Raw genomic sequence first — 12,481 nt, forward strand, 5'->3', positions numbered from 1 at the left:
CTAGAGGATGGGAGTGACCACGGCTGCCAGCTTCTCCTTGACCTTCTCGTGCAGGGGCCGGTGCCGCCATTCTTCGAAGGTGATGCGGCGGCTGGCTTTCAGGTCGGCTTCGAAGATGTCGGTCATGCGGCGGGCGAAATCCGTGTCGTAGACGTTGAGGTTGGCCTCGTCGTTCAGGTGGAGCGAGCGGGGATCGAAATTGGTGGAGCCGACCGAGGTGAGCAGTTGGTCCACGATCATGATCTTGACGTGAAACATGGTCGGCTGGTATTCGTACATTTCCACCCCCGCCTGGAGCAGCGCGCCCCAGATGCCGCGCGAGGCCCGTCGCACGGTGGCTTCGTCGGTGTGGCGCCCCGGCGTGATGATGCGCACCCGCACGCCGCGTTGCGCGGCCGAGCGTAGCGCCTTGCAGTTGACGTCATCGGGCACGAAGTAGGCGCTGCCGATATCGATGCTGCGCACGGCTGCGGTGATGGCCAGCATGTACATCAGCGTCATGCTCTCGCTGCCCCCGGTGGGCGAGCTGGCGAACATCTGGGCGGGCAGGTGGCCGACCGGCTCCAGCGGCGGGAAGTAGGCGTCCCCGTGCAGCACCACGCCGGTGGTCTTGCTCCAGTTGGCCAGCATCACGCTCTGCATCTGCGCCACCACCGGCCCATCCACCCGGAAGTGCGTATCTCGCCAGTGGTCCGGGTCCTGCGCGTGGCCCGTCCATTGCGGCGCGATGCCGACCCCGCCCGTGAACCCGATGCTTCCATCGACGATGAGCAGCTTGCGGTGCGTGCGGTTGTTCATGCGCATCAGGTGGTACCAGTGCAGCGGGTGGTACCGGCGCACCTCCACGCCGGCTTCGCTCATGGTCTCCAACAGCTTGGCGTCGCACCGGATGCTGCCCACCCAGTCCAGCAGCACATGCACCTTGACGCCGTTGCGCGCGCGTTCGGACAAGGCGTCCGCCATCTGCTCGCCGATGTCGCCGGCCCAGTAAATGAAGGTCTCGAAAAGGACCGTGCGCCGCGCCTCGCGGATGGCCTGCAGCATGGCCGGGAAGATCTGCTCGCCGTTGACCAGCTCCTGGACGCGGTTGCCCTGCACGATGGCCGGCCCCATCAGGATGCCCATGGAGCGGAAGAACTGCGGGTCGTCGACGGGATACAGGTGCGGCATCTCCTGCTCGATGCGGCGCTCGGCAATGCCGAAGTTCATGAGAACCACGGCGACGATGAGCGCGGCGATCAGCGAGGCGGCGATGAGCACGGCGCAAGCATCGCAGCAGGCATGCTGGCTCAGCGTAGGACGCTTGCGACAGCTGGGCCCGCGCTGCTCGTGTCCGCGCCTGGCAGGACCGCTTCGGCGAGCTCGTCGGCAGGGGCCGTCGCGCCACCGTCGTCGAGGGGCAGGTACAGGGTGAAGCGGCTGCCCAGCCCCAGGCCGTCGCTGTGCGCCTCGATCCGACCGCCGTGCAGCTGCACCAGCTGCCGCACCAGCGACAAGCCGATGCCCAGCCCTCCCTGCGCCTGCGGCAAGGTCTCGCGCACCTGCGTGAACAGCTCGAAGATGTGCGGCAGCATGCTGCCCGGAATGCCGGCCCCGTTGTCACTGACCCGGATCCGCGCCTCCCGGCCCTTCTGGCGCAGCTGCACCGTGATGCGCCCGCCCGTGGGCGTGTACTTGGCGGCGTTGTTGAAAAGGTTGCTCATCACCTGAACCAGGCGGGTGTAGTCCCCGACGGTCCACAGCGCCGTGTGGGGTTGCTCCAGGGCCAGCTCGTGTCGGTGCGCGTCCAGCGTGGCCTGGGTGGCTTCGAGCGCGCTGTCGATGACGGCCTGCAGGTTGACCCGGCTGCGCTGCAGCTGGATCTTGCCGCGGCTGATGCGCGAGACGTCCAGCAGGTCGTCCACCAGCCGCACCAGGTGCCCGAGCTGCCGCTCCATCATGTCGCGGGCACGCGCGGCGGAGTCTCGCAGCTCGGCCTTGCGCCGCAGGATCTCCAGCCCGTTGCGGATCGGTGCGAGGGGGTTGCGCAGCTCGTGGGCCAGGATGGCGATGAACTCGGTCTTGCGCTGGTCCGCCAGGCGCAGTGCCGCATACAGCCGCGCGTTTTCGAGGCTGGTGGAGGCGATGGCCGCCAGTTGCACCAGCACGGCCTCGGCGTCGGCGTCGAACTCGCCGTCGAGCCGGTCGGCCAGTCGCACCTGCCCCACCGGCTTGCCGCGTGGATTGGTGAGTGCAACGGTCAGCTGGCCCCGCGCCGGCGAGCCGCCGGGCCAGCCGTCGGCGCTGCGGCCGTCGCCCCACGGCGGCGTCTCGTGATCGCACGAGACCACCTGCAGGGGCTCGTCGCCCCAGGCGAGGTCCACCACCGCCTGTCTGGTGCCGAGGATGTCGCGCGCCTGCTCCACCAGCACCCGGGCGATCTCCTCGGCCGAGAGGCTGGCATGGATCAGGCGGGAGGCGTCGGCCAGCCGTGCCATCACGCGAGCGCGCCGGCGCAGGTCTTCCGCGGCGCGTTGGCGTTCGGTGTCGTCGTGCAGTACCGCCAGGACCTGCTCGACGCGGCCGGCCGGGTCGAACTCGGGCACGAAGCGCCCGGTCAGGTGGCGCGGTCCGGCCGGGGAGTCGAAGCGAAATTCGACCGTCTGCGGCCGCCCCTCGTGAAAGGCCATGCGAAGCGCGGCTTCCCACAGTTCGCACAGGCTCACCGGCAACCCGGCTTCGCGGATGCCGCGGCCGAGGAATTCGCGCGGCGCGCGGCCGGTGAGGCCCTGCACCGCGGCGCTGACGAAGACGTGCCGCAGGGCGGCGTCGAAGCGCAGCAGGATGTCGGGCGTGTTGTCGGCCAGCGTCTGCAGGGCCCTCTCGCGCGCCTCCAGCGCGGCCTGCGCCTCCTTCAGCGATGTGACGTCGGTGGCGACGCCGCAGACCGCCCAGCGCCGTCCGCCGGCGTCGGCCAGCGGAAACTTGCTGGCGAGGTAGGTCACGCGCTGGCCGTTGCGCCAGAAGGTTTCCTCGGCGACCTGCCGCTCCCCGGTGGCCAGCACCTGCCGGTCGCTCTCGCGCACCGCGGGAGCGACCGACGGCCCGAACACCGCATCGTCGGTCACGCCCACGGCCTGTTCGTCGTCGAAGCCGAGGCGCTCGCGCCAGGCCTGGTTGGTCAGGAAGTAGCGGCCCTGCAGGTCCTTGGCGAAGACGAGCGCGCCGGCGCCATCGACGATGGCCTGCAGCAGGTGCCGGGCCTCGCGCAACTCGCGCTCGGCCGCCCAGCGCACACCCGCGTTCTCCACCGCGCGGGCCAGCACGTAGGGGCTGAGCCAGGACTCGCCGATGTAGTCCTGCGCACCCGCGCGCAGCAGGGCGGGCCCGCTTTCCCGTCCGTGCCCCGGCGTGATCATGACCACGGGGCAGCCGGTGATGCCGGTGGGGTCGAGCATGTGCCGGATCAGGGCGTCGGGCTCCAGGTCTTCCACCGGAGCGGCGATCAGGACCTGCGGCCGCTGCGGATCCTGGCGCCAGTGCGCGAGGGCCGACTCGCCGGTGGGGGCGGCGATGAACTCGGGGGCGTCGGCCAGCGCGAGTCGCAGCAGTTCGACGATCCATTCGCGGTCGCGGGCCTGGTGGGCGGCGACGATGAGTCGCAACGGTGTCGCCGTCACGGTTGAAAGCCTTGGTTCACGGAGGGCGACGGCAGGAGGAGGGGCATGGCTGTTGAGGATGGGCTGCGAGCGCAGAGTATAAAAAGGTAGTCATTCGATGCCGATCGACGAGTTTGTTCGTATTGCCAATCCATCAGGGGGAATGCCGATGGCCACAGTTGGGGCCGGCCGCGCCGGGACGGGTCTCGCCTGGGTGCTGGGGGGTGTCGTGGCCGGCGCGGCCTTGCAACTGCAGCAGGTGTCGCTGGGGCCCCCTGCCACCGGCTGGGCCTGCATGGTCGCGGGCCTGCTGCTGTCGTGGGCGGCATGGCGGTGGCGAGGCCTGCGTCTGCGGCCACTGCTGCTGCTGGCGGCGGCCGTGTGGATCGGCTTCGGCGCCGCCGAATGGCGGGCCTCGATGCGGTCGCAGCAGGCGCTCTCGCCCGATCTGCAGGGGCGTGACCTCTGGGTCACCGGCTGGGTCGCGGGCCTGCCGCAGCCCTTCGAGCGGGGGCAAGGGTTCAACTTCGATATCGAGTCCGCGCGAACGCCGGGCGGTGTGGCCGTGTCGGTGCCCGCCCGCGTGCTGCTCGGCTGGTACGCCGACAGGAACGAGGATTCGGCCGATGCCCTGCCGCGCCTGCGGGCAGGCGACCGCTGGCAGTTCGTGGTCCGGTTGAAGGCACCGCACGGGGCCTTCAACCCGCATGGGTTCGACGCCGAGCTGTGGTCCTGGGAGCAGGGCCTGCACGCCGTCGGTCACGTGCGCGCCACGGCGGCCGCACCACCCCCGCGCCAGCTCGGGTCCAGCCCACGTTATCTGGTCGAGCGTTCGCGCCAATGGGTGCGCGATGCGATCCGTGCGCGCATTGCCGACCCGGCCCACGCGGGGGTGGTGGCGGCCCTGGCGGTGGGTGACCAGCGTGCCATCAGCCGGGCCGACTGGGATGTGTTCCGTGCCACCGGCGTGGCCCACCTGGTCAGCATCTCGGGGCTGCACGTCACCTTGTTCGCCTGGCTCGCCGCCGCGGGGGTGGGGCGGTGCTGGCGCCGCAGCGAGCGGCTGTGCCTGCGGCTTGCCGCACAACAGGCAGGCCTGGTCGTTGGTGTGCTGCTGGCGACCGCCTATGCGGTTTTCAGCGGCTGGGGCGTGCCCTCGCAGCGCACGATCTGGATGCTGGCGGCGATCTCGGCCTTGCGCCTGTCGGGCCTGCACTGGCCCTGGCCCCTGGTGTGGCTGCTCGCCGGGGCGGTGGTGGTGACGCTGGACCCGTGGGCCCTGCTGCAGGCCGGGTTCTGGCTGAGCTTCATCGCCGTGGGCGTGCTGTTCGCGGCGCAGCGGCCCGCGGCCGGGCGGCTCACGGACCTGCTGCGCGAGCAGTGCGTCGTGACGGTGGCCCTGGCGCCGGTCACGCTGCTCTTCTTCGGGCAGATGTCGCTGGTGAGCCTGCCGGCCAACCTGGTGGCCATTCCCTGGGTGACGCTGGTCGTGACGCCGCTGGCGCTTGCCGGCGTGCTGGTGCCGCCGCTGTGGGACCTGGCGGGTTGGTCGGTCGGGCTTCTCGTGGCCGGGTTGCAGGTGCTCGCGGCCTGGCCGCTTGCCGTCTGGTCGATCGCCGCGCCGCCGACCATGCTGGCATGGGCCGCGATCGCCGGCGGGCTGGTGCTGGTGCTGCGGCTTCCCTTGCCACTGCGGCTGATGGGCTTGCCCCTGCTGCTGCCGGTCCTGCTTTGGCAAGCGCCACGTCCTGCACCAGGCGGCTTCGAGCTGCTGGCGGCCGATGTGGGGCAGGGCAGCGCGGTGCTGGTGCGAACGGCCGGCCACAGCCTGCTCTACGACACCGGCCCGCGCTGGAGCCCCGACTCCGAGGCGGGTTCGCGCCTGCTGGTGCCGATGCTGCGGGCCTTGGGCGAGCGCCTGGACGTGGTGGTGGTGAGCCACCGCGACAGCGACCACAGCGGGGGCGCGGCCGCCGTGCTCGGCGCGCACCCGGATGCGCAGCTGTGGAGCTCGATCGACGATGCCCACGAACTCTCGACCCTGCGGTCCTTGCGGCGCTGCGAGGCCGGCCGGCGGTGGCGCTGGGATGGGGTGGACTTCGAGTTCCTGCACCCGCAGCCGGCGGACCACGAGTCGCCATCGGCCAAGCCGAACGCCTTGAGCTGCGTGCTGCGAATCGCGGCCGGCGGCCGGAGCGCCCTGCTGGCCGGCGACATCGAACGCCCCCAGGAGCATCGGCTGGCCACCACCTGGGCGGCCAGTGGCGACGCTTCGCCGCTGCGCGCCGACCTGCTGCTGGTGCCGCACCACGGCAGCCGCACCTCGTCGAGCCCGCTGTTCCTGGACCTGGTGCGACCTCGGGTGGCGCTGGTGCAGGCGGGCTGGGCCAACCGCTTCGGACACCCGGCCGCGGACGTGGTGGCGCGCTACCGGGAGCGAGGCATCACGGTCGTTTCCACGGTGCATTGCGGCGCCGCGCACTGGCGGTCGCGCGAACCGCTGCGCGTGGACTGCGAGCGCGTGCAGCGGCGGCGTTACTGGCACCACGTCGCGCCTGGCGAATGAGTGAGGCCGCCGCGCGATGTCGCATCCGTTGCCACTTTCCGCAAGCGGCGCCGAACCCATGCATTCTTTGGTGCTCGAAGCTGATTGGAAAGTGGTCGATTGCCGATGACATCCGTATGAGAATTGCGGCGGCAGCGCACCTCGCTCTGGAATTTGTCGCTACCCTCTCTTCACTCGCCTTCGAGGTCTATGCAGCAGCAGCCCCCTTCACCGGTAGACGCCGCCGGCGCCGATCTGTACCGGCGCATGGTCGATAGCGCGCTCGACTACGCCATCGTCAGCTGCGACGAGACAGGGCTCATCACCAGCTGGAGCGCCGGGGCCGAACGCGTGTTCGGCTGGTCGGAGGACGAGATGCTCGGCCAGCCGCTCAGCCGCCTGTTCACCCCGGAAGACATCGAGGCGAGGGTGGACGAGCAGGAGCGCGAGGTGGCGCGCGCCCGGGGCAGTGCGAACGACGAGCGGTGGCACGTGCGCAAGGACGGTGCACGCTTCTGGGCCTCCGGTGAATTGATGCGGCTGGCCGAGGCGGCCGAGCAGCCGAGCGGCTTCGTCAAGGTGGTCCGCGACCAGAGCCGGGAGCACCGCGAAGACGTCGCGCGGCAACAGCTGGCGCGTGACATGCAGTTCCTGGCGCGCGCCAGCGAGGAACTCGCCGACGTCTCGGACCTGCAGGCCACGCTGGACACCATCGCCCGGCTGGCGGTTCCCAGCTTCGCCGACTGGTGCACGGTCGACCTGCTGGAGCCGGGGCAGACGCTGAACCGGGTGGCGATGGCCCATCCCCAGAAAGAGCGACTCGAGCAGGCCCAGGAACTCATCCGCCGCTTTCCGCCCGACCCGCGCAGCAGCGGGGGCGTGTGGGATGTGCTGCGCACCGGCCGGCCGCTGCTGGTGCCCGAGGTCACACCGGAGAACATCGACAAGTCCGTTCCCGACATCGGCCGCCGTGAAGCCTTGCGCTGGCTGCAGCTGTGCTCCTACATCATCGTTCCGCTCAGCGCACGCGAGCAGCCTTTCGGCGTGCTCACCTTCGCCACCTCGGAGTCCGGCCGTCGCTACAACCGGAACGACCTGGCGCTGGCGATGGACCTGGCGCGCCGGGCCGCGGTGGCCGTCGAAAACGCGCGCCTGATGCTCGCCCTGCGGGAATCGGACCGGGCCAAGGATGTCTTCATGGCCACGCTGGCGCACGAGCTGCGCAATCCGCTGGCGCCGATCTGGAACGGCTTGTCCATCATCAAGCGCGTGCCGCACGACCGCGCCCGCGTCGAGCAGGTCACCGGCATGATCGAGCGCCAGGTGGGCCAGCTTTCGCGCCTGGTCGATGACCTGCTGGACGTCTCGCGCATCAGCAACGGCAAGCTCGAGTTGAAGAAGGAGCCGATCAGCCTGGTTCGGGTGCTCAACTCGGCGGTCGAGATCAGCCGCCCGCAGATCGAGGGCGCGCACCACACGCTCACGCTCACGTTTCCGGACGAGCCGGCCGAAGTGCTGGGCGATGCCGCGCGGCTGTCGCAGATCTTTTCCAACCTTCTGATCAATTCGGCCAAGTACACCCGCCGCGGCGGGCGCATCTCGGTCGCCGTCGAGACCGAAGCCGATTGGCTGGTGGTGCGGGTGCGAGACAACGGCGTCGGCATCGCCCCGGAGATGCTCGACCGGGTGTTCGGCCTGTTCACCCAGGCGGAGCAGGCCGGCGAGCGCAGCCAGGGCGGGCTGGGTATCGGGTTGTCGCTGGTCGAAGGCCTGGTGCGGCTGCACGGAGGTCGGGTCGAAGCGCGCAGCGAAGGGCTGGAGAAGGGCAGTGAGTTCATCGTGTCGCTGCCCCGCCTGAACCGTGCCGAGCTGCCGGACGCGCCGGCGGCCAGCGGCATGGCACCCGATCAGCTCTCGGCCGGGCCGGGCCGCCGCATCCTGGTGGTGGACGACCACATCGATGCGGCGCACACGGTGGCGGACCTGCTGGTGATGTCGGGCAACGAAGTGGAGGTGGTGCATGACGGCATCGGCGCGGTCGAGGCCACCAGCAGATTCCGGCCCGACGTCGTGCTGCTCGACATCGGCCTGCCCGACATCAGCGGCTACGAAGCCGCCCGGCGCATCCGCAAGCTCGAAGGCGTGCGCCAGCCCATGCTGATCGCGCTGACCGGCTGGGGCCAGCAGCAGGACAAGGACCTCGCCGCACAGGCCGGCTTCGACCAGCACTGGACCAAGCCGGTCGATCCGGCCCGGCTGATGGCGCTGGCTTCGCGGTAGCGCCTGCCAAGGGCTCCGGTTCACCCGTCTTCCGGGGCTTCGGTGGGCTAGCATGACGCCATGCTGCGCACCATCAAGGACTTGTTCGACTCCGTCCTCGCTCCGGCCCGCAACGCGCCTGAGCGCGAGCACTCCCTTCAGCTGGCCACGGCCGTGCTGCTGGTCGAGGTCATGCGCGCCGACGACGGCTTCAGCGCGGGCGAGCGCGATGCGGTGGTCGATGCCATGAACCGGACCTACCCCATGGCCCCCGACGAGCTCGACCGGCTGCTGGACCTGGCGCACGAGCATGCGCGCTCGGCTTCCGACTTCCATCAGTTCACCTCGGTGCTGAACGACCGGCTCTCGACGGACGAGAAGATCCGCATCGTCGAGTACATGTGGCGGGTGGCCTATGCCGACGACCACCTGGGCGACCACGAGAACCACCTGATGTCGCGCATCGCGGGCCTGTTGAACGTCACGCACGGGCAGTACATCGCTGCCAAGATGCGGGCAAGGGATTGAACGCCTCCGAAGCGGCTGCGCCGCTTCCCCCTCGAGGGGGCGCCACCAGCGGCCCGGCGAGGCCGGTCCCGCGGTGGCCCTGGAACGGCCTGCCGCTGCGCGGCGGCCTCATCAGGATGCGTGGGCCGGCGCTGTAGGTTCCATCCCACCTCGCTCGGGAGTGTCTCGCTACACAGGCGGCGCGACGCATCCGCAATAGTGGCGGCTTGCTTTGCAAGGAGCCGAACACATGAGCGACAAACCCGCCGCGCGCCAGGGTGCGCGCGAAGCCGACATCCAGCAGGCCGCCGAACACCAGCGTGAGATCCAGCGCGAGCAGGATCGCAAGGACCAGGCGAAGGCCAAGGAGGGCGGCGAACAGAAGAAGGACCAGGCGATGCAGGCCGGCGCGCGGCCGCAGCCGGAGGATCTTCCCAAGCAGCACCTGCCCAAGCCGGGCCTGGAAGCGCACATGGACCTGAAGCCGCGCTTCGACGCGCCCGACTATCGCGGCAGCGGCAAGCTGCAGGACATGGTGGCGCTGATCACCGGGGGCGATTCCGGCATCGGCCGCTCCGTGGCCGTGCTGTACGCCCGCGAAGGCGCCGACGTGGCCATCGTGTACCTCTCGTCGCACGAGGACGCGCAGGAGACCCGGCGCTGCGTCGAGAAGGAAGGCCGGCGCTGCATCCTCATCGCCGGGGACGTGAAGGACGCCGCGTTCTGCAAGCAAGCGGTGCAACGCACGGTCAAGGAACTGGGCCAGCTCGACATCCTGGTGAACAACGCGGCATTCCAGGAGCACGCGGACGGCCTGGAGGACATCACCGACGAGCGGCTGGAAGAGACCTTCAAGACCAACATCTTCGGCTACTTCCACATGGCCCGCGCCGCCATCGGGCACCTCAAGCCGGGTTCGTCGATCATCAACACCGGCTCCGTCGTGGGCCTGCGTGGCAGCGGCCAGTTGCTGGACTACTCGGCGACCAAGGGGGCCATCCATGCGTTCACCATGTCGCTGGCCAGCAACCTGCTGGACAAGGGCATCCGCGTGAACTGCGTGGCGCCGGGGCCGGTGTGGACGCCCCTCAACCCGGCCGACCAGCCGGCCGAGAAGGTGGCGCAGTTCGGCAAGGGCAGCGACATGAAGCGACCGGCCCAGCCGGAGGAGCTGTCGCCCGCGTACGTCTTCCTGGCGGCGCCGGTGTGCGCGAGCTACATCACGGGGATCATCCTGCCGGTGACCGGCTCCGTCGCGGCCTCTTGAGTCTGAAAATTGGAACATCAACCGCTGCTGTGCTTGCCGGCGAAGCCGAGCCAGGAGATGCTCAGTGGCGACAGTCGGCTTTTGAGGCCTGGGCGCTGTGCCCTGCCGTGCTTCTGTCGCAGCAGGGAGATTCAGCATGGCGGCTCGTAGGGCGGCGCAGGTCAGCATCGGGACCCTGGTCCTGTTGCTGGCGGGGAGCGCCTGGGCGCAGCTGAATGTCATCCAGTCGGAAAACGCCAAGCCCGGCGATTCGAGCTGGCCGCTCACCGCGCTTGCCGACAATCCCACGGTCGAGGGCTATGCCTCGCACACCAGCGTCAACCGGGGCGAGACCATCCGCTTCTTCATCAGCAGCGCCGCGCCCAGCTACACGCTCACCATCTACCGCATGGGCTGGTACGGCGGCGCCGGCGCGCGCCGCATGCATTCGGTGACGCTCGCCGGCACGCGCCAACCGGTGCCCGCGCCCGATCCGGTCACCGGGCTCATCGATGCCAACTGGTCCGAGTCGTATCGGCTCACGATCCCCGACAGCGCTGACAAGACCGACTGGGCCACCGGCGTGTACCTGGCCAAGCTCACGCCGAGCAGCGGCTCGCAGAGCTACATCATGTTCGTGGTGCGCGACGATTCGTCCACCGCGCCTTTCACCTTCCAGAGCGCGGTCACCACCCACCAGGCCTACAACAACTGGGGCGGCAAGTCGCTCTACCCGTACAACAGTGGCGGGGCACCGGCGCGCATGGTGTCGTTCAACCGGCCGTACAAGCGCCAGGGCTACGCCGACGCGGGCACGGGCAAGTTCCTCAATTGGGAGATCTACTTCCTGCGCTTCCTGGAGCGCGAAGGCCACGACGTCAGCTACATCACCAACATCGACGTGCACGCCAACGCGGGGCGGCTCTCGCGGCACCGAGCCCTGTTGATCGCGGGACACGACGAGTACTGGACTTACCAGATGAAGGCCGGCGTGCAGCAGGCCCAGGCACAGGGCGTGCACCTGGGCTTCTTCTCGGCCAACCAGACCTACTGGCAGATCCGGCTGGAGGGCGACGCGCGTGGTGGCGCGAACCGCACCATCGTCGGCTACAAGGAAGCCGCGCAGACGCAGGACCCGCTGGCACTGGACGGCGACCGCAGCAACGACCGGTACATCACCGCACGGTTTCGCGACCTGCGCCCGATCTTCGGCGTCGACGATCCGGTGGCGCGTCCCGAGAACGAGCTCGTGGGCGTGATGTACCACGGTGATCCCTTCAACGGCGACATGGTGGTCCACGATCCCACGCACTGGAGCTTCGCCAACACCGGCGCGGTGGCCGGCACCCGCCTGCCTGGGCTGCTGGGCTATGAGACCGACGCGATCTTCAACAACGGCTACTCTCCGAGCGGCTTGCGGCGCCTGACCGAATCGCCCGATCCGTGGGGCGGCTCGCAGGCGGTGACCTACACCACACCCAGTGGTTCCATCGTCTTTGCCACCGGCTCGATGCAGTGGAACTGGGGACTGGACAACTACGCCTGGCGCAACCTGGAAAACGAAGTGGTGAAGCAGACCACGCGCAACGTGCTGGCGCGCTTCGCCAGCGCGGCGCTGCTGGTGCCCACCAACCTGCGCGCCGTGGCCGGCACCGGCCGCGTGGACCTTTCCTGGACGGGTCCGACCGGCGCCACCGCCTACAACGTGTACCGGGGCACCTCGCCCGACGAGATCGGCAGCCTACCCTGGCGCAGCGGCATCAGCGCGAGCAGCTTCGCCGACACCGGGCTGGCAGCCGGCACCTACTACTACCAGGTGAGTGCCGTGAATGGCAGCACCGAAAGCGCACGCACGGCGGTCGTCTCGGTGACGGTCGCCGGCTCGGCGCCGGCGCCGGCGCCGGCGCCGGCTCCGGCTCCGGCTCCGGCTCCGGCTCCGGCTCCGGCTCCGGCGCCGGTGACCTGTACCTATCCGAACTGGGTCAACGGACAGAACTACGCGGCGGGCAGCATCGTGACCTACCAAGGCGCGTTCTACAGGGCCAAGTACGCGAACCCCGGCTACAACCCGACGATCAGCACCTACTACTGGGAGCCCTACACCTGCGTGGCCGCACCCGCACCCGCACCCGCACCCGCACCCGCACCCGCACCCGCACCCGCACCCGCACCCGCACCGGCGCCTGCACCTGCACCTGCACCTGCACCTGCACCGGCGCCTGCACCGGCAGCCTGCAGCTATCCGAACTGGGTGAACGGCCAGTCCTATCCCGCCGGCAGCATCGT

Annotated in this window: 7 protein-coding genes; 5 read left to right on the plus strand and 2 right to left on the minus strand. The window is 69.8% G+C overall.

Annotated features, from left to right (window positions below):
* Together cls and JI739_RS08760 are read right to left on the minus strand one after the other, a co-directional pair.
* Complete coding sequence (gene cls / locus JI739_RS08755; protein WP_201683739.1) at positions 1-1,209, minus strand: cardiolipin synthase; 1,209 nt, start codon at positions 1,207-1,209, stop codon at positions 1-3.
* A gap of 80 nt (positions 1,210-1,289) precedes the next feature.
* Positions 1,290-3,644: a PAS domain-containing protein gene (locus JI739_RS08760; protein ID WP_201683509.1), complete on the minus strand. Its 2,355-nt coding sequence runs from the start codon at positions 3,642-3,644 to the stop codon at positions 1,290-1,292.
* A gap of 157 nt (positions 3,645-3,801) precedes the next feature.
* Here JI739_RS08760 and JI739_RS08765 point away from each other — a divergent pair, with 157 nt between their 5' ends.
* From JI739_RS08765 to JI739_RS08785, 5 genes are all read left to right on the plus strand, one after another.
* On the plus strand, positions 3,802-6,204 hold the full coding sequence (locus tag JI739_RS08765) for a DNA internalization-related competence protein ComEC/Rec2 (RefSeq protein ID WP_435531596.1): 2,403 nt from the start codon (positions 3,802-3,804) through the stop codon (positions 6,202-6,204).
* Positions 6,205-6,393: 189 nt separating this feature from the next.
* Complete coding sequence (locus tag JI739_RS08770) at positions 6,394-8,463, plus strand: hybrid sensor histidine kinase/response regulator (RefSeq protein ID WP_201683511.1); 2,070 nt, start codon at positions 6,394-6,396, stop codon at positions 8,461-8,463.
* Between the two features lie 60 nt (positions 8,464-8,523).
* Positions 8,524-8,970 (plus strand): tellurite resistance TerB family protein, encoded by a 447-nt coding sequence (locus JI739_RS08775; protein ID WP_201683512.1) that lies wholly within the window; start codon positions 8,524-8,526, stop codon positions 8,968-8,970.
* Between the two features lie 229 nt (positions 8,971-9,199).
* A complete protein-coding gene (locus JI739_RS08780) occupies positions 9,200-10,216 on the plus strand; it encodes an SDR family oxidoreductase (protein WP_201683513.1) in 1,017 nt (338 codons plus the stop codon).
* Between the two features lie 136 nt (positions 10,217-10,352).
* Positions 10,353-12,481, plus strand: a 2,129-nt coding sequence (locus JI739_RS08785) for a N,N-dimethylformamidase beta subunit family domain-containing protein (protein ID WP_354003696.1), incomplete at its 3' end; no start/stop codon positions are given.

This window comes from Ramlibacter aurantiacus, from assembly GCF_016722895.1.
Classification (GTDB): Bacteria; Pseudomonadota; Gammaproteobacteria; order Burkholderiales; family Burkholderiaceae_C; genus Ramlibacter; species Ramlibacter aurantiacus.

Bases quoted from the DNA above. Each gene is read 5' to 3' on its own strand.
- JI739_RS08775 (WP_201683512.1), top strand. From the start codon at position 8,524: ATGCTGCGCACCATCAAGGACTTGTTCGACTCCGTCCTCGCTCCGGCC.
- JI739_RS08765 (WP_435531596.1), top strand. From the start codon at position 3,802: ATGCCGATGGCCACAGTTGGGGCCGGCCGCGCCGGGACGGGTCTCGCC.
- JI739_RS08770 (WP_201683511.1), top strand. From the start codon at position 6,394: ATGCAGCAGCAGCCCCCTTCACCGGTAGACGCCGCCGGCGCCGATCTG.
- cls (WP_201683739.1), bottom strand. From the start codon at position 1,209: ATGAACTTCGGCATTGCCGAGCGCCGCATCGAGCAGGAGATGCCGCAC.
- JI739_RS08780 (WP_201683513.1), top strand. From the start codon at position 9,200: ATGAGCGACAAACCCGCCGCGCGCCAGGGTGCGCGCGAAGCCGACATC.